At 48.9% G+C, this 25328-nt stretch carries 18 protein-coding genes; 7 read left to right on the forward strand and 11 right to left on the reverse strand.

Annotated features, from left to right (window positions below):
• Positions 1-97 precede the first annotated feature (97 nt).
• Positions 98-3493, forward strand: a complete 3396-nt coding sequence (recC, locus tag K6Q96_RS03150; protein WP_251877709.1) for an exodeoxyribonuclease V subunit gamma — start codon at positions 98-100, stop codon at positions 3491-3493.
• A gap of 26 nt (positions 3494-3519) precedes the next feature.
• On the opposite strand, the gene K6Q96_RS03155 is transcribed toward recC, so the two are convergent.
• Positions 3520-5133 (reverse strand): methyl-accepting chemotaxis protein, encoded by a 1614-nt coding sequence (locus tag K6Q96_RS03155; RefSeq protein WP_256481810.1) that lies wholly within the window; start codon positions 5131-5133, stop codon positions 3520-3522.
• A 444-nt stretch (positions 5134-5577) separates the two neighbouring features.
• On the opposite strand from K6Q96_RS03155, the gene recB reads away from it, so the two are divergent.
• On the forward strand, positions 5578-9159 hold the full coding sequence (gene recB / locus K6Q96_RS03160; protein ID WP_251877713.1) for an exodeoxyribonuclease V subunit beta: 3582 nt from the start codon (positions 5578-5580) through the stop codon (positions 9157-9159).
• On the forward strand, positions 9146-11143 hold the full coding sequence (gene recD, locus K6Q96_RS03165; RefSeq protein WP_251877715.1) for an exodeoxyribonuclease V subunit alpha: 1998 nt from the start codon (positions 9146-9148) through the stop codon (positions 11141-11143). Before recB ends, recD begins: the two co-directional genes overlap by 14 nt.
• On the opposite strand, the gene argA is transcribed toward recD, so the two are convergent.
• A complete protein-coding gene (argA, locus tag K6Q96_RS03170) occupies positions 11109-12464 on the reverse strand; it encodes an amino-acid N-acetyltransferase (protein WP_251877717.1) in 1356 nt (451 codons plus the stop codon). The two genes, recD and argA, sit on opposite strands and share 35 nt — an antisense overlap.
• 177 nt (positions 12465-12641) lie before the next feature.
• On the opposite strand from argA, the gene K6Q96_RS03175 reads away from it, so the two are divergent.
• The gene (locus K6Q96_RS03175) at positions 12642-12986 is read left to right on the forward strand and encodes a DUF2850 domain-containing protein (RefSeq protein ID WP_251877719.1); all 345 of its coding nucleotides are present in this window, start codon (positions 12642-12644) and stop codon (positions 12984-12986) included.
• Between the two features lie 2 nt (positions 12987-12988).
• Here K6Q96_RS03175 and K6Q96_RS03180 read toward each other — a convergent pair whose 3' ends face one another.
• Positions 12989-13210: a hypothetical protein gene (locus K6Q96_RS03180; RefSeq protein ID WP_062667525.1), complete on the reverse strand. Its 222-nt coding sequence runs from the start codon at positions 13208-13210 to the stop codon at positions 12989-12991.
• 235 nt (positions 13211-13445) lie between these two features.
• On the opposite strand from K6Q96_RS03180, the gene mltA reads away from it, so the two are divergent.
• A complete protein-coding gene (gene mltA / locus K6Q96_RS03185; RefSeq protein ID WP_251877720.1) occupies positions 13446-14528 on the forward strand; it encodes a murein transglycosylase A in 1083 nt (360 codons plus the stop codon).
• Between the two features lie 342 nt (positions 14529-14870).
• Here the strand turns inward: mltA and K6Q96_RS03190 are convergent, their stop codons facing one another.
• The 3 genes from K6Q96_RS03190 to K6Q96_RS03200 form a co-directional block, all read right to left on the reverse strand.
• Entirely contained in the window at positions 14871-15839 is a 969-nt protein-coding gene (locus K6Q96_RS03190; RefSeq protein WP_434802157.1) for a TAXI family TRAP transporter solute-binding subunit, read from the reverse strand.
• 121 nt (positions 15840-15960) lie between these two features.
• On the reverse strand, positions 15961-16794 hold the full coding sequence (locus tag K6Q96_RS03195) for a beta-keto acid cleavage family enzyme (RefSeq protein WP_251877722.1): 834 nt from the start codon (positions 16792-16794) through the stop codon (positions 15961-15963).
• A 9-nt stretch (positions 16795-16803) separates the two neighbouring features.
• Positions 16804-18123 carry an aspartate aminotransferase family protein gene (locus K6Q96_RS03200; RefSeq protein ID WP_251877724.1) on the reverse strand — a complete coding sequence of 440 codons (1320 nt, stop codon included), beginning with the start codon at positions 18121-18123 and terminating at the stop codon, positions 16804-16806.
• Between the two features lie 125 nt (positions 18124-18248).
• Here K6Q96_RS03200 and K6Q96_RS03205 point away from each other — a divergent pair, with 125 nt between their 5' ends.
• Both K6Q96_RS03205 and tcdA read left to right on the forward strand, forming a co-directional pair.
• Complete coding sequence (locus K6Q96_RS03205) at positions 18249-19148, forward strand: LysR substrate-binding domain-containing protein (protein ID WP_251877726.1); 900 nt, start codon at positions 18249-18251, stop codon at positions 19146-19148.
• A gap of 85 nt (positions 19149-19233) precedes the next feature.
• Positions 19234-20034, forward strand: a complete 801-nt coding sequence (gene tcdA / locus K6Q96_RS03210) for a tRNA cyclic N6-threonylcarbamoyladenosine(37) synthase TcdA (protein ID WP_251877728.1) — start codon at positions 19234-19236, stop codon at positions 20032-20034.
• Between the two features lie 61 nt (positions 20035-20095).
• Here tcdA and phaC read toward each other — a convergent pair whose 3' ends face one another.
• The 5 genes from phaC to csdE form a co-directional block, all read right to left on the reverse strand.
• The gene (gene phaC, locus K6Q96_RS03215; protein WP_251877730.1) at positions 20096-21919 is read right to left on the reverse strand and encodes a class I poly(R)-hydroxyalkanoic acid synthase; all 1824 of its coding nucleotides are present in this window, start codon (positions 21917-21919) and stop codon (positions 20096-20098) included.
• A gap of 64 nt (positions 21920-21983) precedes the next feature.
• The gene (locus K6Q96_RS03220; protein ID WP_251877732.1) at positions 21984-22331 is read right to left on the reverse strand and encodes a phasin family protein; all 348 of its coding nucleotides are present in this window, start codon (positions 22329-22331) and stop codon (positions 21984-21986) included.
• A gap of 47 nt (positions 22332-22378) precedes the next feature.
• Positions 22379-23590, reverse strand: coding sequence for an acetyl-CoA C-acetyltransferase (locus K6Q96_RS03225; RefSeq protein ID WP_251877734.1), 1212 nt, complete (start codon positions 23588-23590; stop codon positions 22379-22381).
• A 16-nt stretch (positions 23591-23606) separates the two neighbouring features.
• Positions 23607-24347 carry an SDR family oxidoreductase gene (locus K6Q96_RS03230; RefSeq protein ID WP_251877736.1) on the reverse strand — a complete coding sequence of 247 codons (741 nt, stop codon included), beginning with the start codon at positions 24345-24347 and terminating at the stop codon, positions 23607-23609.
• Positions 24348-24899: 552 nt separating this feature from the next.
• Positions 24900-25325, reverse strand: coding sequence for a cysteine desulfurase sulfur acceptor subunit CsdE (gene csdE / locus K6Q96_RS03235; protein WP_251877738.1), 426 nt, complete (start codon positions 25323-25325; stop codon positions 24900-24902).
• Between the last annotated feature and the right edge of the window lie 3 nt (positions 25326-25328).

Below are 25328 nucleotides of genomic sequence, written 5' to 3' on the forward strand. Positions count from 1 at the left end.
ATCTTGTGCAGGCTTTTTCATTTCTAACTGCATGAAATTGCACTCTTGAGGGCATTCCGCCACAATCTCTCCAATACCGTTCTCATGAGTCTTGCCCGTGTTCACTGTCTATCACTCTAACCAGTTGGATCTTTTGAAAAGTCTGCTGGTCGCCATTATTCAGCAAAAGCCATTGGATAATCCTTTCCAAAAGGAATTAATCCTGGTGCAAAGCCCGGGCATGGCGCAGTGGCTCAAGCTGGAAATGGCCAAAGAGCAAGGAATTGTTGCGAACGTTGAGTTTCCACTCCCAGCTACTTTCATTTGGCAGATGTTCACTCAGATTTTGGATGATGTGCCACAGCGAAGCTTTTTCAACAAAGAAGCGATGAACTGGAAGTTGATGACTGTCCTGCCAGAGCTCCTCGATCAACCAGACTTTGATGAACTCAAGCGTTACCTCGAAGGCGATGATGACAATCAGAAGCTTTACCAACTTGCGGGAAAGATTGCCGATATCTATGACCAATATCTGGTGTACCGACCAGAGTGGATACAGTCATGGGAAAATGAGCAGATTGTTGATGAGTTGGCTGAGGAGAAAAGCTGGCAACCCACGCTTTGGCAGGCGCTTTATGATTACACCCTTCAGCAGGAACAGTCGCCGTTTCACCGTGCCAATCTTTATGAAGAGTTTATTGAGGCGCTAGCGTCCCATAAAGGCAAGCCAGAAGGTCTGAAAGGTATTGAACGCGTTTTTGTGTTCGGCATTTCTGCTTTGCCTCCTCGTTATCTTGATGCCCTCAAAGCGTTGGGTGAGCATGTCGATGTCCACTATATGTTCACGAACCCCTGTCGTTATTACTGGGGGGATATCCGCGACAAACGTTACCTGGCGAGACGTGCAGCCAGCATGGATTTACGCATTAGTCGTGCGAGTGATACTGAGGAGCCGGCGCAGTTTGCCCTGCCATTAGTCAGTGAAGATGACTCGGCCGAAGTCGGTAATAGTCTGCTGGCGTCTATGGGTAAGCTTGGCCGTGACAACCTGCTGCTGATTTCTGAACTCCAGTGTAATGAGGTCGATCAGGGCTTTGTCGATGTGCAGCGTGACAGCTTACTTCATCATATTCAGGCTGATATTCTTGATTTGATTGAACCGGGCAACATCCGGGAAACCCTTAACAGTGAGAGTAAGGTGGGCATTTCTGCTCAGGATCGCTCTGTCATGGTGGAGGTTTGTCACAGTCCGATGCGTGAAGTGGAAGTGCTGCACGACAGACTGCTTGAGATGCTTGAACAAGACCCGAACCTGTCGCCGCGGGATATTATCGTGATGGTCGCCGACATTAATGCCTATAGTCCGGCCATTCAGGCAGTATTCGGCAATGCGCCCGGTGAGCGCTTTATTCCGTTCTCGATTTCTGACCGCACTGCAGATCAGGAAAGTCCAATCCTAACAACGTTCTTGCGATTATTAGGCCTTCCTGACAGCCGTTGTAGCGCAGCCGAGCTTCTGGAAATCCTCGAAGTTCCGTCTGTGATGCGTCAATTTGGTTTTGATAACCGCCAGTTTGAGAAGGTGAAATTCTGGGTAGAAGAATCCGGCATTCGCTGGGGACTCGATGATTCGACGGCGGAACATTTCTCCTTGCCTCATCAACATCAGAACACCTGGTTGTTTGGTCTTAACCGCATGTTGCTAGGCTACGCCATGCCGAGCGAAGCCGGGCTTTACAACGATGTGTTGGCATATGACGAAGTACAAGGACTGGAAGCAGAGCTGGCAGGTAAGTTAGGTGAGTTCTTCCGTGTGATGTCGGCGACGCAAAAAGTGCTGCTCGGCGCGAAAGACGGACATGCCTGGGTGCAGGCACTGACATCACTCTTTGATGATATGTTTGCACTGGATACAGATGAAGAATTAGCAGGGCAGCTTATCCGCACTCAATTGGATAACTGGCTGACCCAACTGGATGACGCTGGCTTCAACCAAACATTGGCGCTCCCGATCGTGCGTGATTACCTGAAAGAAAAGCTTGGCGGAGAGCGTGTCAGTCAGCGCTTCCTTGCCGGTCAGGTGAACTTCTGTACTCTCATGCCAATGCGTTCTATCCCGTTTCAGGTGGTGTGCCTGCTTGGTATGAACGATGGCGATTACCCGCGCACCATCGCGCCAGTTGGATTTGATTTGATGGCGGGTCGCACCCGCGCTGGCGACCGTTCCCGTCGGGATGATGACAGATACCTGTTCCTCGAAGCGCTGCAATCAGCGCAGCAACGTTTATACATAAGCTATGTAGGTCGTTCCGTGCAGGACAACACAGAAAAAGTGCCTTCTGTTTTGGTGACTGAATTACTCGATTATTGCCGTTTGGGATATTGTCTTGAAGGTGACCAAGCTCTGCCGGAGCACGAATCCGGTGAGCGTCTGCTCAACGCCTTGAATCACCATAATCCACTTGTCCCTTTCAGCCGACAGGCCTTTACTGAAAGTCGTCAAAGTTACGCGGCGGAATGGTTACCGGCAGCGCGTGGCGAAGGGCAACTTGCTGCGCCTTTCCTTGATGGTAAAGCCCTGAGTGAAGAGCCTGAACTGCAATCCGGTGTGGTTGAACTTGCAGAGCTTCAGCGATTTTGGCGCTTACCTGTTCAGTACTTTTTCAACCGCCGCTTAAAGGTATTCTTTGAGTCGCCGGAAGGGGCAATGGAAGACGCTGAGCCTTTTGCGCTGGATAATCTTCACCGATACCAGTTACGCGATGCGCTCCTATCCCATGTTATTGCCCATGATGACAGTGAAGCCTCGCTGGAAGCCTTCTTCAGGCAGCAAAAAGCGAGTGGCAGCTTGCCACTCAATCATTTTGGTGAATTGATACTTGAGACGGAACAAGCCGGAATTTTGGCTCAGTACGCGCAATTGAAACCATTGTTGAGCGACAAACGACAAGCGTTGGAGGTTAATCTTTCTGTCGCCACTTCCCGTGGCGCGGTCAAACTTCAAGGCTGGCTGGATGAGCGTTACCGCGCGGGTCGCATTTTGTATCGAAGCGGAAAAGTCAGGGCGAGAGATAAGCTGGCAGCATGGATTGATCATCTTTGCCAGTGCGCGGTAGGTGAGCAACTGGAAACACGCTTCATCGGAGTAGATGACGATGTCGTGTGGAGTCCTATTGCCAAAGAAGACGCTTTATCGAGCCTTGGGGTTTACATCGAATACTATCTTGCGGGTACGGAAGCACCACTGCCTTATCTGCCAAATACTGCGCAGGCAGGCTTAGCGGCTTGTATTGATAAGAAAGGTTACTGGTCGGAAGACGACGCCACGTTGGATAAAGCGCACAGTAAGATGCGCGCAGCCTTTGAAGGGGGCTATATGGTTTCTGGAGAAGGAGAAAATGCTTACGTGGCTCGTGTCTGGCCACAGGTAGAGGATGAGCTGCTTGACCAGGTTTTTGAGCTTGGAAAAACCTTGCTGCTACCTGCGTTAAATGGCGAGAAAAAAGAAGACTGACTCAGGAGCCAGTCTTCTTAGTAAACTCAAGCGTTGATCTTGAACTTCGACAATTGACTGCGTCCGGTGTCGCTCAGAGATTTCACCTTGTCGCTCAGTCCCAGTGTATCTTCCGATGCTTCGCGGTTGGTGTGAGAAATATCGCTGACATTGACCACACTGCGTGCCACTTCCTGCGAAGCGCTGGCTTGCTGTGAGGTGGATGCTGCCACAGCAGTGTTCATTTGCTCCAATTCATTGATCAGTTGAGATAGCGCTGTCAACTGTGTTTGGGCAAGCCTTGCCTGCTCAAGGCTTTGTGCTGTTTTGTCTGTACCGCTACTCATGATCTTTGCGGCGACTTGAGCACGCTCCTGCAGCCTTTCGATGATGGCGTTGATTTGAGTTGTCGATTCCTTCGTGGAGTGCGCAAGCTTACGAACCTCATCTGCTACCACCGCAAACCCCCGGCCTGCGCTGCCTGCACGTGCTGCTTCAATCGCGGCATTGAGCGCCAACAGGTTAGTTTGCTCAGAGATATCGTTAATCACAGTGACCACATCGCTGATTTGGTCGCTTGATGCCGCCAGCTCACGGATGCTCTTTTCAGCATCAATGACGTCGTCATTCACCTGCTCAAACTTACCGAGAGAGGCGGACAGTGATGCTTCAGCTTCAGTTACCAGCTTACGGGAGTGACGCGTACTCTCTTGTGCATTGAGTGTGCTGGATTCTACATCCTTAATGGCAGAGGACATTTCTTCCATCGCACTGGCCACTAAATCTAGCTCTTGGCTTTGGTTGCGAATACCGTCCGTAGAGCGGTTCGCCAAATCAGCCATGGTTTTGCTGTCGCAATCTAGCTGAAGTAGCGTGGAATCCACGTTGGAAAGTAGACCTTGCAATTGTTCACAAGCGGCGTTGAGGTTACGCGACATTTCACCCAGCTCATCAGTGCTTTTGACATTGGCGCGGGCAGTTAGATCACCACCAGCTACCACGCTGAGTGCACGCTGAATTTCACGTACTGAATTGACCAGCATGCGCGAGAGTACAGTTGCCAGCAGAACAAGAGTGGCAGTTACGAACAGGGCAAAAAGCGCAGCCTGCGCTGTTTCTTTCCATACCAAGGCTTCCAGATCGTCAACATAAAGACCTGTGCCGATCAGCAGTCCCCAAGGTTCGTAGCGTTTTACTGCACTGACTTTTTCTAATGGTTCTTTGCCGCCTGGTTTAGGGAACCAGTAGCTGGTAAATCCGCCATCGATAGGTTGGGCTACTCGTCTAAAGTCCCTGAGGAGTAGCGTACCTTTGCTATCTCGAAAGCTACTGAAATCTTTACCCAGCAGGCTTTTAGCGCCTGCTACCATGGTGCCTTTTTTATCAATGGCAAAGAAATAACCATCTGTACCAAAGGTCAGCGGTTGGATAGCAGCCATCGCTCTCTCACGACTGGCTTCGGATGGATCACTCTGATAATGGCTGTCGATAATTTGCGTCGCCAGCTCGATGGTTTGCATTAAGCTAGATTTTCTCTCCAACAGGAGGTCTTTATGCAGGCTTCTCGCTTGAAAAGCTGTTAGCAGGACAATGCTAATCACTGAGATGCACACAATAAGAAGTAGCTTATATCGCACAGATAGGTTTGCAACAAATTTCATACTCAGTATATCCGTGTATTTAGATGTCCGTAACGAAAATTAAACATGAAGGTTCACTTAATTGGAGCAAAGTATCAATAGAGCGACTGGTAATGATAATTGTTTTTGATTGATCTGCTTCGCAGACTTATTTTTCATTGCATAAGATGTCTAGCTTTTGGAGCATGCCTGTAAAGGAAGTCGATAAACTCAGCGCGTGAAGACTCATTGCAAAATGTCACAATGTTAATATCTCTAAACAAACTGCGTGTTTAGTACTCAGATAACTTGGCTAAATATAGAGCCGAAATTTCCGCATTCCTTCATTCACTTTTACGGAAATGGAATGAATGTTTATCGTGAAATTGTCCTCGAATTGAGCGGAACAATCACCTCTGAGAGCGAGCATTTTCAGGTGGTTTGGGTATAAACTAGGGACATTATTCCCCTTTGAGCCAACAGTGCATGCCAACCCAACTTCTTGACCCCATGTCATTTCCTCTACACGGACAGAGACTGATTGAAGCGTCTGCCGGTACGGGGAAAACCTTCACCATTGCGGGTTTGTATTTGCGGCTGCTGTTGGGACACGGCAGCGAAGATACTGCGCATGCTTCGCCCTTGAGTGTCGACAAGGTTCTGGTGGTGACTTTTACCGAAGCGGCCACTCAGGAGCTTCGTGATCGTATTCGCGCGCGTATCCATGATGCGCGTCTGGCATTTAGTCGAGGGCACAGTGATGACCCCGTAATTAGGCCATTACTGGATGAGGTGCAGGACTACTCATATGCTGAACGTTTGCTCCTGCAAGCTGAACGCCAGATGGATGAAGCGGCGATCTATACCATCCACGGTTTTTGTCAGCGCATGCTCACCCAAAACGCCTTCGAGTCTGGCAGCCTGTTTACCAATGAGTTCATTACTGATGAGAGCGCTTTACGCGAACGCGCGGTTTCGGATTACTGGCGACGTCAGTTCTATCCATTGCCAAAGTCGCTTGCAGGTGTCGTGCGGGGTTACTGGGAATCGCCACTGTCACTGCTGAAAGACATTAGCACTTATCTGTCTGGACCGCTGGTCACCATCAAAGCGCCGGATATGCCGGAAAACCTCGATGACTTGCATCAGGAGAATCTGGCCAAAATCGAAGAGGTGAAAGGACTGTGGCGAGAAGCTGTCGCTGATCTTGAAGCTTTGATCTCAGGATCAGGCGTTGATAAACGCAGCTATAGTAAAAAATCGCTGCCAAACTGGCTTTCTGAAGTTACGGACTGGGCGTCCTGTTCAACAACCAGCTATGAATTGCCGAAAAACCTTGAGCGCTTTTCTGCGTCAATGCTGGCAGAAAAAACTAAGAAAGGCGAAGTGCCGGCGCATCTGGTTTTTGACGCGATTGATAAGCTGGTGGCCAACCCACCAACACTGAAAGATGCGTTGACGGCAAACGCCATTCGTCAAGTGAGAACATTACTGGCTCAAGAAAAACGACGCTTTGGTTGGTTGTCATTCGATGACTTGCTATCACAGCTTTCATCGGCACTGGAAAGTGACAGTGAAGGCATTCTGGCTGAGCGTATCCGCACATTGTATCCGGTCGCCATGATTGACGAATTCCAGGATACCGACCCTCAGCAATACCAAATATTCAGCGATATTTATGCCGAGCAGCCTGAATGTGGCCTCTTTATGATTGGGGACCCTAAGCAGGCGATTTATGCTTTCCGTGGTGCTGATATTTTCACTTACATCCATGCACGCCGTCAGGTAGCCGACCATTACAACCTTGGTACCAACTGGCGTTCGACAGCAGGTGTGGTAAAAGCGGTCAATCATGTCTTAGAAAATGCGGAATCGCCTTTTATCTATAACGAAGATATTCCTTTTACTCCTGTGGCTTACTCACCGGGTGCTGATGAGCGCTATTGGGAAGTCAATGGCAGTCAACAAGCCTCAATGACCCTTTGGCTGGATGAAACGGCAGATCTGGTTTCGAAAGCGGATTATGAAAAGCAAATGGCTCATACTACTGCGAGCAACATCCGCGAAGTGCTGATGAAAGCGCAGGAAGGTAAAGCGCATTTTTGCAAAGGCGACAAACGTAAGCCTATTCATGCGGGAGACATCGCAGTGCTGGTGAGAACCGGTAGCGAAGCAGCCAAAGTAAAGATTGCACTGGCAAGGCAGGGTATTGCGTCTGTCTATCTCTCGAATCGCGACAGCGTGTTCTCAAGTCATCTGGCAGCGGATGTTCAAAGGCTACTTGCTGCCGTACTGACGCCTGATAATGAGCGAACACTTCGTGCTGCACTGGCAAGCGGCCTATTTGCGCTGACAGCCAGTGAAATCGATACCTTGAACCATGACGAAAAAGCGTGGGAGAGGGCAGTGATGGAGTTTTCTACCTACCAAACGGTATGGTTTACCCGAGGCGTGATGCCCATGCTCCGTCAGGTGATGCAACGTCGTGGTATCGCAGAACGCTTGCTTTGTGAAGATAATGGTGAGCGGGCACTCACTGACCTGATGCATCTTGGCGAACTTTTGCAGCAGGCAAGTCAGACATTGGATAGCCATCATGCCCTTATCCGTTGGCTGGCTGACCATATCGATAACCCTAACGGCAACAGTGAAGAGCAGCAGGTGCGTTTGGAGTCTGAGCGTGACTTGGTGCAAATCGTCACCATCCACAAATCTAAAGGTCTGGAATACGACCTGGTTTACTTGCCGTTCGCCTGCAATTTTCGCCCATCAGACAGACCTTTTTTCCATGATGAAGACCACACGCCCGTGCTGTCGTTAACCGAGCCTGACTTTGCTATTGAACAAGCAGATAAAGAGCGTTTGGCCGAAGATCTCCGACTCATTTACGTTGCTCTGACCCGTGCCGTCTACGGCTGCTTTATTGGTCTGGCACCGCTCAAAGATGGGAGAAAATCTTCAGGTGATACTGGGCTTCATAAATCGGCACTGGGTTACTTGATTCAAAAAGGTGAGGCCTCAGATGCATTGGGGTTGGTTGCTGCGGTTGATTCTTTAGCAGCAAGTTGCGACGGCATTGAGAGAACCGCACCACCCAAAGTAGTGGACGGAAAATTTGAGCCAGAGTTGGCTGATGATGACGTTATTGAAGCGCGAACTTTCGAAGGGCGTATCCGCCGTGATTGGCGCCTGACCAGTTATTCAGGTTTGGTCAAGCAAGGCCACAGCAGTGCGCTACCCGATTTACCTGCCTTTGATATTGATGCCGCAGAAGAGCAGCACGAAGAAAGCGAGACGGAGACCGACAGCGCGCCAACCATATTCCAGTTTCCGAAAGGTGCCCGTCCGGGTACTTTCCTGCACACCTTGTTTGAGAACGTCGAGTTTGGGCAGGACATGTTCAGCGAGGAAGTGGCCGAGATGATCCGCCATCACCTGCTGCTCGAAAACTACGACGAAAGCTGGATACCTGTATTGCAGAAACTGTTGTCTGATGTCGTCTCTCAACCGCTTAATGACGAAGGGTTGATGTTGTCTGAGGTGGATGAACCCGCAAGATTGACCGAGATGGAATTCGTGATGCCGGTGGAAAGGCTTGATAGCAGTCGTGTAAATGGGTTAATTGCCAAACACGACCCTCTTTCAGCGCAGGCTGGTGAGCTGCACTTTGATACCGCCAGTGGCATGCTGAAAGGCTTTATCGATTTAGTGTTCTGCTGGCAGGGACGTTATTACGTATTGGACTGGAAGTCGAACTACCTTGGCGATTCGCCAGTAGATTACACCGAGGAGGCTCTGGCCGGAGCCATGGCGGATCACCGCTATGATTTCCAATATCAGATTTACTCACTCGCCCTGCATCGTTTCCTGCGCCAGCGCTTGCCGGATTACTCGCCTGAACACCATCTTGGTGGTGTTTTCTATCTGTTTGTTCGTGGTATTGAAGCGGGTACTCGTCATGGCATTTTTTATACTTCACCTTCTCTTGAACTTCTCAATGGCCTTGATGCCATTTTTTCCGGCGAAGGGCAGCTTTCTGATGGAGAGAGCCTAAATGGCGATAAGTGAAAAACTCAACGCGCTGTATAAGCGTAAAGCCATCAGAGCGATCGACCGTCAGTTTTCCCAGTTTATCGGTGAACAACTCGGCGACGTTGAATCACCTATGGTGGGATGGGCTGCTTTAGTCAGCTTTGAGCTGGGTAAAGGTAATGTATGTATTGACTTGTCTGCTTTAGACAGCGCAAGGCTCTTTGACTTGATGCCCTTGGAATCGGCAGAACTTGCGATATTGATGACGCCTGAAAATGCCTTGGCTCTGGTTTCCACATCTCCAGTTGTCGGCGATGGCAGTGTACCGAAACCTATGGTGCTCAGTGGTTCCCGCCTTTATCTTCATCGCTATTGGGCCGCGGAGCGCTTGGTAACTAATGAAATTACAGCACGAGCGAAAGAGCTGCCGTTGCCGATGACGCTGCGTGGCGTGTTGGACGATCTTTTCCTGCCGGATATGGCTTTGCTTCGTCGGTTCTACAACACATGGGAAGACAGCGAAAAGGCTGAGAAACTGGTCGACTTCTTCGACATCACTGATTTGACTCAGGTTGATGTAGACGTACTGAAAACGGCGTTAGATGCACAAGCCACGGATGCCCAGGTGCTGAGTCTAGTGCCAGACTCAGCACGATTGAACTGGCAGAAGGTCGCTGCAGCCGTGGCGCTCAGTTATCGCTTTGCCGTGATCTCTGGTGGTCCGGGAACAGGAAAAACCACGACGGTAGCAAAGCTTCTGGCGGCGATTGTTAGTAGTAGCGACAATCCAAATGGCCCTGAAATCAAGCTGGTGGCACCGACGGGGAAAGCAGCAAACCGCTTGACCGAGTCCATCGGAAAGGCCGTTGCGGCTTTGCCGGTGAGTAATGAGGTGAGAGACAAAATTCCGACTCAGGCATCAACCATTCACCGACTGCTTGGTGCCATTCCAAACCGTGTTGAGTTTCGACATCATGCTGGCAACCGTCTTCACCTTGATGTGCTGGTGGTCGATGAAGCATCCATGGTTGATTTACCTATGATGGCCCGATTGCTCGCGGCATTGCCCCAGCATGCCAGAGTGATTCTTCTGGGAGATCGCGACCAGTTAGCTTCTGTAGAGGCGGGGGCGGTGTTGGGTGATATCTGTCTTCATGCTGGAAGTGGTTTTAGTGCTGAACGCGCAAAGACCTTAGCTTCACTGACAGGCTTTTGTATGCCGCAGGAAGCTTCTGTGCCCGTTGTGTCTGATGGCGTATGTTTGCTGCGCAAAAGCTACCGCTTCCATGCTAAGTCCGGTGTTGGCCAACTGGCTTATGCCATTAATGCGGGCGAAACTCGCTGGGTTGAAAGGGTGCTGCAACGAGGCTTTAGTGATATCGCCCTTCATGATCTTGATGGCGATGTGTATGGCGAAGCCATTGCTATGGTGGTCAATGGGTACCGCGGCTATCTTTCGGCATTATCAGAGGGTGCAGATAACCGCACCTTGCTGAAACATTTCTCTGATATCCGTCTGCTGTGCGCGCTTTCAGATGGCCCGTTTGGGGTTAAAGGCTTGAACACAGCGATTGAAAAAGCGCTAACCAAAGTGGAGCTTATCGCACCAGGAGAAGAGATTTTCTACCCGGGGAGGCCAATTATGGTGACGCAGAACGACCACGGCCTTGGTTTGTACAACGGTGATATAGGCATTGTGGTGAAGCAGGAAGAAGGACTTCGCGTGGTGTTTGAAATGGCGGATGGTTCAGTAAAAGCCTTTCTGCCAAGCCGTCTTCCTGAGCATCAAACTGCCTACGCAATGACGATTCACAAATCCCAGGGGTCTGAATTCAGTCATACCATTTTGATGTTGCCACCTACCCCGACCCCCGTCATGACAAGAGAGCTGGTGTATACCGGTGTGACACGGGCAAAAGACAGGTTGGATGTTTATGCCACCCGCACCAGTTTGGCGCGGGCGGTGAAACGGAAAACGCAGCGGTTTAGCGGCTTGGCAGACGCATTACACGTCCGTTAAGTGCGAGGGTCAGTATCTTGGAGCGGCGCTGCAGGTTGTAAAGTTCTTGCTTGGCATCCGGCAGTGCAGTGACATCGGCTTCTACAAACCCGTGCTCACGGAACCAGTGAATACTGCGGGTGGTCAGCACAAAAATCGTTTTGATACCCGATTGCACCGCCTGCTGCTGGATATATTGAAGCAGGTTGGTGCCGCGGTCGCTATCACGGTATTCAGGATGAACGGCAACACAGGCCATTTCTGCTGTTTGTGACTCGGGGTAAGGGTAAAGTGCCGCACAACCAATGATTCGCTCATCTCTATCAATCACAGTAAAGCGCGGAATCTCCTGCTCCAGTTGCTCCCGTGAGCGTCTTACCAGAATACCTTGTTCTTCTAAAGGGCGGATAAGTTCCAGGATGCCACCGATATCATCAATAGTCGCCTGACGGATACGCTCTGCACTTTCGGTCACAATCTGTGTACCGATACCTTCCACGGAGAAGAGTTCCTGAATCAGTGAACCATCGACTTTATAGCTGAGAAGGTGGCTTCTTGGCACGCCTGAACGGCATGCCGCGACAGCACCACGTAAGAAGCGAACGGTACCGGAGTTCTCATCACCCGCTGTTGCGCGCTGGCGCAGAATTTCTTCTGCCTGATGCGGGAAAAGTTCGGATAGCACATTGCCATTAGGACCAATCACACCTTGCAGCGAACAAAAGCCAATCAGCTTGTCAGCATTCAGGCGAATCGCCAACTGTGTAGCGACTTCTTCGGAGGTCAGGTTGAAACATTCCCCGGTGACGGAGCTGGCAACAGGGCCTAAAAGAACGATCGAGTGCTGATCGAGTTGGCAGTGTATACCGTCGATATCGATCCTGCGGATCCGTCCGCTATGGCAGTAGTCCACACCTTCGTCGACACCCAGTGGTTGTGCAATCACAAAGTTCCCGCTGACCACGTTGATCTGCGCGCCGGCCATGGGCGTGTTATTTAGGCTCATGGAAAGGCGGGCAGTGATATCGAGTTGTAGTTGACCTGCAGCTTGTTTTACCACTTCGAGTGCAGCAGAGTCCGTGACACGCACACCTTTGTGGTAAGGCGTTTCAACCCCTTGCTTAGCAAGATTCTGACTGATTTGAGGACGGGCGCCGTACACCAATACCAGCCGCAAACCCAGGCTGTTAAGAAGAGCTATGTCATTGACAATATTGCCGAAATTAGAATCAGCAATGGCTTCGCCGCCCAGCATGATGACGATGGTTTTGTTTTGGTGCGCATTCACATAGGGCGCAGATTGCCTAAATCCGTTTACGAGTGCTGTACTGCGAAGTTTCAACACCTTACTCCATATTTTTTGATTTTATATGCTGCGATAGTGACTAATTATTCTTGATTTGGCAAGGGGCGTGATACGGCTTCAAACAATGAATGCCTGACTTGGTCGGCGTTGATGTCCTTTTTATAATAGTATTGTTAGTATTTGAGAGTTTCTCTCTAAATTGAGATTTAATTTGTGGGTATCGTCGGACAATCGTTACTGCTCTTCGCCGTGTTAATTTCGGGGGTTATCGGCTACCTAGTAGCCAATGATATTCCTGTTTTCACTGAGGTGGACCAAACGCTTATTTACGGAGAGTGGGTGGAACAGGGTGTGCCAACGTACGCTGCTGATCGGTTCGAAGTTCGAAAAGATGGTATCTATATCAAAGGTGCCCGCACGACCAGTTACTATGAGTTTACGGGCAGCAAACTCATCTACACCGTCGGTAACAACACTTACCTCTACACAGTGGAAGATAAAAATACGCTCCAGAGAGAGAAGCCTTACCACTACAGCACACCATTCACCCGACGCTGAAATCAATAGTTCGTTGGCAGAACTCTGAGAAGCTCAGTGACTGGGCACAAACCAAGAGCCACGCGGCGGATCCTGTCTGCGATGTCTTCATTCCCACCCAGGCAGCGTCGAATACTGTTGTTGATCATCTCATCGCTGCTTCCATCACTGGCTAAAGTACGAATCCACTGATATTCGATTGAGTCAGTGTCGAGTAACGTCTTTCTCCCTACTTTTAAATCCATTTTAAGCTTCCTGACAATTTTGTTTAATTTTTAAGACATTTTCTTTTCATTGGATTTAAACGAATTTCTATGACAGAAATGTGACAAAGTATTTCAAAGTTCGGTGCATATGCTCTCGATCGCATTATAAGTCTCAGTTAAAATGTGGGTTTATGCAGTCAACATCGCCTTTTGATTGCAGAAATAGCAGGGTTCTGTCACCCTCTTTTTATTATTTTCTTACTCAGGAATACCTGTGAAAAAGGCCCTTTCTGTTGTCGGCATTTCCCTACTCCTTGCCGCTTGTGCGCGTCCCACTGACCGAGGTCAGCAATACATTGATGGGCGTTTTGATGATGTTCTTAACCCAGTTGGGCAAGTTGCTTCTGACAAAGTGCGTGACTATTCCCTTTTCCCTGCTCAACTTGAAAAGGTTGAATCGAGTTCACCTTCCCTGACCAAAGTGAACCAAGACGTTTATGAAAGCGTCAAAGCATGGCTGGCTGAAAGTGGTGAACCTACAGCACTGGGCGACTATGGATTGTCTCTCGAGCAAATGGGTGGTGGTGACGGCTATGGTAACGTGCTGTTTACTGGCTACTTCTCTCCAGTGATTGAAATGCGTCACAAACCGGATGCGCTATTCCGGTATCCGGTTTATGCAATGCCGCAATGTGATGATAAATGTCCTACCCGTGAAGAAATCTATAATGGTGCATTGGATGGGTTGGGGCTTGAGCTTGGCTATAGTGCTTCACTGATCGATAACTTCATCATGGAAGTGCAGGGCAGTGGTTTCATTCATTTTGGTGATAACGACCAGCTTGAGTACTTTGCCTACGGCGGCAAGAATGGCCACCCTTACGTCAGTATTGGCAAAGTGCTGATTGAGCGCGACGAAGTGCCACGTGAGAAAATGTCACTGAAAGCCATCAAAGACTGGGTAGCGCAGCAGGATGAAGCGACGGTGATGGAGCTGCTAAATCAAAACCCTTCATTTGTTTTCTTTGCTCCCAAGGCGGCGCATCCTGTGACTGGCACTGCAGGGATTCCGTTGTTGTCTGGTGCGTCAGTGGCAGCCGATCGGGATTTCTTACCGATGGGCACCGTGCTACTGGCGGAAGTGCCTCAACTAAATGAAGAGGGTAACTGGAATGGCCAGCATGTGCTGAAGCTGCTGATGGCGCTAGATACCGGTGGTGCGGTGAAGAAGAACCATCTCGATCTTTACCACGGTATGGGGGAAGAAGCTGGGATTAGAGCTGGCCATCACAAACACTTTGGGCGTGTCTGGAAGCTGACAAAGCCCGTTGAGAATGAAGATTCTGTTCAGCAGTAACATAGGGGGCTGTTGACCTTTGGTGGTGATTTTTGTAGCAGTTTGTGGGGATTTTATGCAAGGCAGAGGCTTCGATGTGTAGCTAGCCTACATGAGACGCTGATAACGCAGCAGAAATTCCCCACAAACGCTGCCCGAAGGGTTCGACTGCGCGTCCCGTACTCTAAGCGTTTTATGCTTTGTTGAGGTGTATTTGCTTAGAATGACTAGGCGGCACACACCTCGCCGCGCCTAAAACGCTTATGGCGAGAACAAAATTTAACCACCAAAGGTCAACAGCCCCTAACCAATAGAGACAAAAAAGGCGGGTTTCAAACCCGCCTTTTATTTTATCAAAGTGGCTTATTTGATCAGGCCAACTTCTTTGTAGTATTTTGCCGCACCTGGGTGCAGAGGTGCAGACAGACCGTCAGCAACCATTTCTTCTTTCTTCAGGTTTGCGAACGCTGGGTGCAGACGACGGAAATCGTCAAAGTTCTCAAACACTGCTTTGGTTACGTTGTAGATAACGTCTTCTGGTACTTCAGCAGAAGAAACGAAGGTCGCACCAACACCGAAGGTTTGAACGTCGCCGTCGTTACCACGGTACATACCGCCTGGGATAGTCGCTGTACGGTAGTAGTCGTTGTCAGAAACCAGCTTGTTAGACGCTGGGTTGTTCACTTCAACGATCACGCTATCACATGCAGTGGTTGCTTCCTGGATTGCACCACTTGGGTGGCCCACGGTGTAAACCATTGCGTCGATTTTGTTATCACACAGCGCTTTAGATTGCTCAGCCGCTTTCAATTCAGAAACCTGTTTGAAATCGTCCATGGTCCAACCCATGCCTTCCATCAGTACTTCGATAGTACCGCGCTGGCCAGAGCCAGGGTTACCCACGTTTACACGCTTGCCTTTAAGGTCATCAAACGTTTTCACGCCTGCGTCAGCACGTGCAACAACAGTGAACGGTTCTGGGTGAACAGAGAAGACAGCACGCAGGTCTTTGTATGCGCCTTGGTCTTTAAATTTGCTTGAACCATTGTAAGCGTGGAATTGCCAGTCAGACTGAGCGATACCCATGTCCAGCTCGCCTGCACGGATGGTGTTGATGTTGTAGATAGAACCACCGGTAGACTCAACCGAACAACGGATTCCGTGTTCTTTCTTAGTTTTGTTTACCAGACGGCAGATTGCACCACCTGTTGGATAGTAAACACCAGTGACACCACCAGTACCGATAGTAACGAATTGATTAGCTTGCGCTGGTACGGCAGTTAAAGCAGCTGCAAAGCTCATTGCGGCCAAAGTTGGTTTTAACGCTTTCATGCTTTAGTCCTTGTCGATGATGTGATTGCTAACGCGGTGAGAGTCCGCTGTTAATAATTTGTGAGTCCATATTGCGCCGAAATTATCTGATAGTTAGTTTTTCGATCGCAAGAGATGCGCCTCACGATTCAAAGCTACAGGAGATATTTTTTCTTAAATCTTCTGCAGAGTTGATATATAAACCCATGTTTTGAGACATAACGGCGATTTGCTGTACAAGTTCTGCATTATTATCCGCACACTGTCCCATTAAATTCATTAGGTTATTTTCGAAACCAACGCGTACATCTCCTCCCAATGACATCGCTGCACTTAGACATTGATGCTCATGTTCTCCAAATGCACAGGTTGCCCACGAAATTCCCCCGCTGGTTATGCGTTTAATATCAAATTCGAGCAAATCAGTTGGTGCTGACAACATGTCTTTTTTGTACTTGCCTAGTACCAATAGTAGGTGATGGCCGCTATTAGGCAACGTCTTGTCATTAACCATTTGAAAGTAAAGCGACAAATCTGCAGCATCATACAAAATGTACTGCACATAGATATGCCGCTCATTGAGCTCGTAAAAGAAACGGCTGGCGTCTTTTTCAAACGCAGCATTTGGGCGAAGTTCGCGAAGGGCGAGGGAGACAGCTTCTGGCTCGGTGCCTCGCACCAGCGCCATTTGCTCTTCCGGTTGATAGAGACCTACCGCCTCAGTCGTTAATTGTATCACCATGTCGGAATCAAAACGGGCCCGTGTTTCCACAAGCCACTCCTTGTTCAGTCCAACATCCAACGAGTGCTTGCCTTGTCCATCACGTACATGCATGTGTGCCATCGCTGCGCCCGCACCTTTGCATTGTGCCAGACACATGGCCATGTCTTCGATGGTCATTGGTAGTTGCTGGTGGTCATCCTTTCCGCGTCGTGCACCATTCGGCGCAACAATAATAGTTCTTCCTTTTTGCACCCGATTTTCCTATGCGAATACGTTATCCAATGTGATAGCCAAGCGTTTCACCAACTCATCAATTTCGTTCTCTGTGATGATGAAAGGTGGTGCAAGCAAAACGTGATGACCTTGCTTGCCATCAATCGTGCCACCCATGGGGTAACACATCAGGCCATTTTCCATGGCGGTTTTCTTCACTTGCGCATGGAGAGGACGTGAAGAAGCAAACGACGCTTTGGACACTTTGTCTTCAACAAACTCCAGCCCGATGAACAGACCTCTTCCGCGAATATCCCCGACATAAGGGTGATCGCCGAATGTCTGATTTAACTGTTTGACCAGATAATGTCCCCGTTCAGTCACTTCACTAAGAACACCAGCATCCAACGCATCAAGCGTGGCACACGCAGCTGCACATGCCAAAGGGTGGGCCATAAAAGTGTGTCCATGCTGGAAATATCCGGTTCCGTGGAAAATCGCATTGTAGATGTTGTCGTGGATCATGACTGCGCCAATAGGTTGATAGCCAGCAGCCAACCCTTTTGCCATGGTCACGAGATCAGGCACGATATCTTCCTGCTCATAGGCAAAATAGGTGCCAGTGCGGCCACAACCGCACATCACTTCGTCAAGGATGAGCAGTACGCCATATTTGTCGCAAATTTCACGAATGCGTTTGAAGTAGCCTTTCTCTGCCACCAATGCGCCAGCGGTTGCGCCAACAACTGGCTCGGCCACGAAAGCAATGACAGTTTCTGGACCAACAGCGAGTAGCCGCTCTTCCAACTCATTCGCGACACGCTGACCATACTCGAAATGGGTTTCATCGTTTCGCCTATCACGATAGGCGTAACATGGTGCAATCAACTCACCATTTTGCATCATCGGTGCGAAAGGCTCTTTTCGCCACATATTCCCCCCCACACCCAGCGCACCGAGCGTGTTGCCGTGGTAGCTTTGTCGGCGCGCGATGTAGCGGGTCCGCGAGGTTTCGCCTTTTTCCAGAAAATATTGGCGCGCCATTTTTAGGGCAGCTTCGACTGCTTCAGAACCGCCGCTGACCAGATAAACGTGGTTTAGTGGGCCGGGCGCTTTGTCTGCCAAACGTGCAGCCAATTCTTCTGCTGCTGGGGAGGTGAAAAATCCAGTATGAGCATATGGAATAGCGTGCAGTTGATTTTCTATTGCACCTAACACGCCCGAATGGCTGTGGCCGAGACAGGATACGGCTGCACCGCCGCATCCATCTAAGTACTGACGTCCTTCACTGTCCACAAGAAATACGCCGTTGCCGCCAGCAACAACCGGTAATTCAGTGTGGCAATGTCTTTGTAGTATGTTTGTCATGATTTCCCTGAGCTACTCACTTATCAAAATTTGTTTGGTTATACGGCTCAGTATGGACAGGTTGGAAATTGAACAGCAAACGATATAAATTCAGAGGGTATGCCAAAAATTCATGGGAAAAATACATGGCTATGCCTATTCCACCAATGAAGACCTTGCGGACCTTTACGGTAGTTGCGCAGACATTGAGTTTTTCAAAGGCGGCAAAGCTGTTGAATCTGACGCAAAGTGCAATCAGCAAGCAAATCCTGCATTTGGAAGAGTTGATGGGATGCTCTCTGTTTGAGCGTACGGGGGGAAAAGTGGAACTGACGGAGGCGGGTAGGCGATATCTCCCCTCTGTTGTTGAAGCACTGGAAAATTTACAACACGCCACATCTACGGTTATGCAGACTTCCGAGACAAAAAGCCGTATCGAAATCTCTGTGCCGCCTTCTTTAGCAAGTATGTGGTTGATACCGAGGTTGGAGGCATTCAGAAGTGCTCACCCCAATATCGAACTGGCAGTTCGGGCGAGCGTAACATCTGACAGTCAGAATCGGTATCAAAGCGATATTGCGATTCACTGCTTGCCTTTATCGACTCATGAAGAGGAAGCAGAACTGCTGATCCGTGAAAGACTGATGCTGGTGGCATCCTCCGAACTTGTGGGGAATACACAGACGGTTAAAGACTTATTACCCTTACATGCCATCAGTCATATCACCCGCCCTCAAATCTGGAACCAGTTTTGGCATTACCTGGACGTGGCGCCAAGCGGTCCGACCTACGGCACAGGCTTCGAGCACTTTTACATGGCGTTGGAAGCGGTGAAGCACCACGAGGGAATGGCATTGATCCCCCAATTTCTGATTCAGGATGCACTCAATCGAGGGGAAGTGGCTAATCCCCTTTCCCTTAGCTTTAATAGCCTTTATGGGTATTTCCTTTTCAGCCATGGCTATAAGCGAAGGCTGGGGCCGGTTAAGCAGGTAATAGCATGGCTCAAACAGGAATTGATGCCGACAACTACCAGAAGAATGTAAGGCGTCGCCGTAGCATGGACATTTTGCGTTCAAGCGAGTATAAACCGCAATCCACGTCGGAAATCGAGAAACAGAGCGAACAATTATGACAACGACTCAACCTGCATCTGAAGGCTATCAGCAACGCTTTGGCGGTACCCGCCGTTTATATGGCGCTACTGAGCTTGAGATTCTGCGCCAATCGCATGTGTGTGTGATTGGTATCGGCGGTGTGGGGTCATGGGCCGTTGAAGCGCTCGCCCGAAGCGGTGTTGGTGAGTTGACCCTGATCGATATGGATGACGTGTGTGTTACCAATATTAATCGTCAAATTCACGCGATGTCTGGCACTGTGGGTCAAAGCAAAATCGAGGTGATGGCAGAGCGCGTGCGCGCGATTAATTCCGATTGCAAAATCAATCTGATTGATGATTTCATCTCGGAAGATAATATTCCTGAGTACATCACCAAAGATTATGACTACGTGCTTGATGCCATCGACAGCATCAAGCCAAAAACCGCGTTGCTGGCGTTCTGTAAGCGCAACAAAATCAAAATTATTACTGTCGGTGGTGCGGGTGGTCAAATCGATCCGACGCAAATTCAGGTCGCTGATTTAACTAAGACGATTCAGGATCCGTTGGCGGCAAAACTTCGCAACAATCTTCGCCGTTTCCACAACTTCACTAAAACCCAAGGGCGTAAGTTTGGTATCGATTGTGTGTTTTCAACAGAACAGCTGAAGTATCCTCAACCTGATGGCTCGGTGTGTGAAACAAAAGCGACGGCAGAAGGCCCGAAGCGAATGGATTGCGCCAGTGGATTTGGCGCCGCAACCATGGTCACTGCAACCTTTGGTTTTGTTGCTGTTTCGCGCATCATTGCCAAGCTGACCGCGAAAAAATAAACGGCTTAGAGACAAAAAAAGAAGGCCGCGAATTCACGCGGCCTTCTTTGTTTTCTAGCGTTTAAGCATCAGCTTTAGCGTGGGGCTTTTTGGCTGCTGGCTTTGCTTCTGCTTCAGGTTGAATCGGAAGCACTTGCTTCACATAGTTACCTGGAGCAACACCGAGCACAGGGAAGTTCTCTGAACCTTGTGCGTACGGCTCGATCTTTTCCTTCGGATTGTAAGCGGAAAGCCATTCATCCCAATGAGTCCACCACGAACCTGAATTGTGATCGGCAGACTCAAACCAATCGTCAGCAGATTCACTTAGCTCGCTGTTTACCCAATAACCATATTTACCTTTTGCTGGGTGGTTCACGATACCAGCAATGTGGCCTGACTCACCCAGTACAAAGGTCTTGTTGCCGCCCACATTCAGTGCGCCGCGGTAAGTCCCTTGCCAAAGTGCAATGTGGTCTTCTTTGGTTGAGATAAAATAGGTTGGGATTTTGATTTTGTTCAAATCGATCCAAACGCCACCCACTTTAACGCCTTTGTCCTGAACCAGTTTGTTGTTCAGGTACAGCTCACGAAGCATAAAGTTATGCGTCGCTGCTGCTACGTTGGTGCTGTCGCTGTTCCAGTACAGAAGATCGAAATCTACCGGGCTGTTACCTTTGAGGTAGTTATCGATGTAGTAGTTCCAGTACAGACTGTTTTCACGCAGCAGGCTAAAGGTAACGCTCAATGAGCGGCCATCCATGTAACCGCGTGCCGTATTTTGGATCTCAATCGCACTGATCACGCTATCGTTGATGTAAGCACCCACTTCACCTGGCTGACCGAAGTCGAGCAGCGTAGTAAAGAAAGATGCAGACTTGATGCGGGCTTTCATGCGTTTCGCGGCGTAGTACGCGATGGTCGATGCCAGCACGGTACCACCGATACAGTAGCCAGCGGCGTTGATTTGCGATTGACCGGTAATGTCTTCAATCGCAGACACTGCTTTCACGACGCCTTCTGTCACATAGTCACCGAATTCAACGTCTTTCTGCTCAACACCAGGGTTGCGCCAAGACATCATAAATACGGTGTGACCTTGTTCGACCAACCAGCGCACCATCGAGTTCTTCTCGCGAAGATCAAGGATATAGTACTTGTTGATGAATGGTGGCACGATAAGAAGTGGTGTCGCGTTGACAGTTTTAGTCAAAGGACGGTACTGAATCAGCTCAAACAGTTCGTTCTGGAACACAACATCGCCTTGTGTATTGGCAATATCTTCACCAATACGGAATGCGTTGTTGTTGGTCATGCGTACCTTGAGGATATCAGAGCTGGACTCGATATCTTCTTGCAGGCTTTGCAGTCCTTTCACCAGATTCTCGCCGTTTTTCTCCATAGTCAGCTTAAGCAGCTCAGGGTTAGTCCCCACGAAATTGCTCGGTGACATGGCATTAATCGCCTGACGAGAGAAGAAGTTCAGACGCTCTTTGGCTTTGTCATCTAATCCTTCCACCGCATTGATGGTTTCCAGATAGGTACGACCAAACAGAAGATATGATTGTTTGATGAAGTTGTAGAACACTTCATCCTGCCAGCCTTTATCCTGAAAACGCTTGTCATCTTTTTCCGGCGTCACAATTTCTTCATTGTTTGCCGCAAGCGCTACATTTTGCCAGATTTGCATTTGCTGTTCCCACCACTGCATTTGAATTTGCAGCATCGCGGCAGGTTGATTTGCAGCACCCTCAAGAAGTTTTGCTGTGTCTTCGAGACTTTGCTCTTGTATGGCTTTGTTCAGGGGGGTGTTTACGGCTGCCTTGCCTTGCTCAAGATCCTTCCACCATTGCTGGTTACTCTCTTGGAGTTTTACAAGGTAGTCCGAGAAGAAGTTCTGATACATGTGTAAACCCTCTTGATCGGAAACAACACCGCCCTCTGCAGCGAGAGGGCGGGTCTACCTAAAATTAAGCTGGTTGAGCAGCTTTCAGGTTTTCAGTAGTCAGTTGTTCCAGATCTTCCTTGAACTCCTTCGCGATAGATTGCAGCTTAGTGCTGTCATCCATCATTTGCTGAGACAGTTTAGTCAGCGCTGCCAGTTGTTGGCTGCTGTAAGCAGTCATAGAAGTTACGTCAGTCACTTCACTTGCTGCTTTAACTTGTGCCAGACCCATTTCGCTGTAAGTTTTTACTGCGCTCAGTTGAAGTTCAGTCAGAGTTTCAACGTTCTTAGCAACCAGTTTGTTGAACTTAACGTAAGGTGCCAGAGTTTTTTCAGTTTGCTCAGAGAATGCTTTAAACATATCTGTGTACATGGTGTTTCTCCTAAGTGTATTAATTAGATCCAAGGGGTTTAACGTTCTTAGCTATTAGCACGTTTCACGACAACTGCCGTACCCATGCCGCCGCCGATGCAAAGCGAAGCAACACCATATGTGCCTTCGCGTTTTTCCAACTCATGAATCAGTGAAACCAACACACGGTTACCTGATGCTCCGAGTGGGTGACCCAATGCGATTGCGCCACCATTGACGTTCGCCTTCTCCAAGATGCTGTCAGTGCTTACGCTGTGTGTGTCCGCCAGTTGGTGAACAACACCCAGAGCCTGGGCAGCGAAGGCTTCGTTGAGCTCAAACAGATCCATGTCGGAAATAGATAACTCTGCTTTTTTCAGAGCTTCTGTTACTGCACCCACAGGGCCGAGGCCCATGATTTTTGGATCTAACCCAACTTGCGCATAGCTGGTGATTTCAACCAGCGGTTTCAAACCAAGACGTTGAACCGCAGATTCAGAAGCCAGGATCACAGCGCTGGCACCGTCGTTTAGACCTGATGCGTTACCCGCAGTGACTGTGCCTTCGCGATTAAAGGCTGGGCGAAGTTTCGCCAGACCTTCTTGCGTGCAGTCTGATTTAGGATATTCATCAGTATCGAAAATGACGGTTTGGCGGCGTTGTTGTACTTCAACCGGAACGATTTCATCTTTGAAACGACCCGCTTCCACAGCTGCAACGGCCTTTTGTTGGCTCTGCTGCGCATACGCGTCTTGTTGCTCGCGGCTTAGGCCAACGAGTTCAGCAACGTTCTCAGCAGTAACGCCCATGTGATATTGGTTGTAGACGTCTGTCAGGCCATCGTTGATCAGAAGATCTTTGAGGCCGATATCGCCCATTTTTTGTCCGCCGCGCAGGGAGCCTGACGCTGCGAACGGGATTTGAGACATGTTCTCGACACCAGCTGCCACAACCACTTCTGCGTCGCCGCAGCGAATGTGTGTAACCGCATCCATGACCGCTTTCATGCCGCTGCCACAAACCATATTGATGGCATAAGCTGGAACGGTTTCTGGTAAGCCTGCATAAATGGCAGCCTGACGGCCAATGCCCATGCCTTGACCAGCACTAACGACGTTGCCGAGAATAACTTCATTGATGGCATCTGGGGCAACATTACCAGCTTCCAGAGCACCTTTGATTGCAGATGCCGCCAGCTTACCTGCTGGAACATCTTTCAGAGAACCTGTGAATGCACCGATCGCGGTACGCTTAGCCGCGACAATATACACTTTTTCCATGTTTAATCTTCCCCAATCAGTTCATGTACAAGCCGCCGTTGACCGACAGCGTTTCCCCTGTGATGTAAGCACCTGCGTCACTTGCAAGATACGCGACTGCATCTGCAATTTCTTCCGGACGAGCCAGTCGCTTCATTGGAATCTCACCTTTTATAGACTCAAGCACTTCATCGCGCATGGCTTCGACCATTGGGGTTGCCGTGTAGCCAGGAGCTACGACATTGGCGGTCACTCCGGATCTCGCACCTTCAAAAGCCAGTGACTTGGTGAAGCCAATCATGCCAGCCTTCGCCGCTGCATAGTTGGTTTGACCAAACTGACCTTTTAGGCCGTTAACAGATGAAATATTGATGACACGGCCGCCGCCTTTTTCGCACATAGCTGCAAAAAGAGGTTGGGTTACGTTAAAAAGACTGTTGAGGTTAGTATCGATAACTGCATGCCAGTTATCTGCTGCCATTTTCTTAAAGAGACCGTCACGTGTGATGCCAGCGTTGTTAACGACAACATCGATAGTGCCTTCTTCTTCAAGTAGTTTGGGGAGACGCTCTGCACAGTCAGCTGTGCTGGTCACGTCAAGTTCGAACAGGCGAACCTGATCTGAGTTGAATTTCTTCTCTTCAAACCATTCCTCAGCGCACTGCAGGTTTCCGGTGAAGTAGGTAGCAATTACGCGATAGCCCTGACTTACCAATTTTTCCGTGATCGCTGAGCCGATGCCACCTTTAGAACCGGTAATGAGCGCGAGTTTCTTCATTGTTGACTCCATTCTTTACAACAAGCAATTGAACTTTGACCCCTGTAACTGCATTTGGTTATCCAAAAATACAGGCACCTGTAATTTTTTAGTTTTAGCGCGTAAGGGTTGAGACTATGGAAACTCATTTAGTCTCGGATTTAGAATAATTATTATATGTGATGGTTTTATGACCACCGGAATTAAAGATATACAATCTTATGAGTAAGGCAAAAGGAATTAGAAGAGAATTATAGAAACAAGATCTTGATCTACAACAAAACACCGTAAGTTAACGCGATGTTAATTTATGGTTTTTGTTTGGATCTATTAAGGTGTTTTTTGTGTTTAATAAGCAATTTTATTATTTTATTCACCGTTTATTGATGCGTTAAATAGGTATTTTCATTGCTCAAAAATCCACCACGTGAATTTAAGGAAGAAACTTCTGACTCTGCAAATACAAACATAAAATAATTGACTGACCTCTCAGATTTAAAGTGTCACCTGTACGGTAAAGTGGTCAGTTAAAGCGGTGAATTTTGTAGGGAAAACACCGCTATAGGGCAGGTTCTATAAGGCTTTTAGCTGATTAATGATGGCGCGGACACCATTACTTCGGGATTGGCTGATATGGCCGAGAAGATCCATAGCTTCCAGGTAGCTTTCGAAATCAAAAGAAAGAATATCTTCTTTGGACTTTCTTTCGACAGCAGCAAGGATTATCGCTAACAATCCCTTAACAATCCTTGCGTCAGAATCTGCGGTAAAAAAGTAGACTCCCTCGCAATTTTTCCATGTAAGCCATACTTTGCTTTCACATCCAGGTACGGAAATACTGTCGGCTTTTAATGTTTCATCCATGGTTGGTAGCTTTTTTCCCATCTGAATAACCAGACGGTATTTATCTTCCCAGCTTCTGCATTTCAACATCTGATTCAAAATGTCATCAGTAGAAATGTCAGAGCCAAATGGATGTGATGGCAATATATTGGTCATGGG

This window comes from Grimontia kaedaensis (assembly GCF_023746615.1).
GTDB classification, from domain to species: domain Bacteria; phylum Pseudomonadota; class Gammaproteobacteria; order Enterobacterales; family Vibrionaceae; genus Enterovibrio; species Enterovibrio kaedaensis.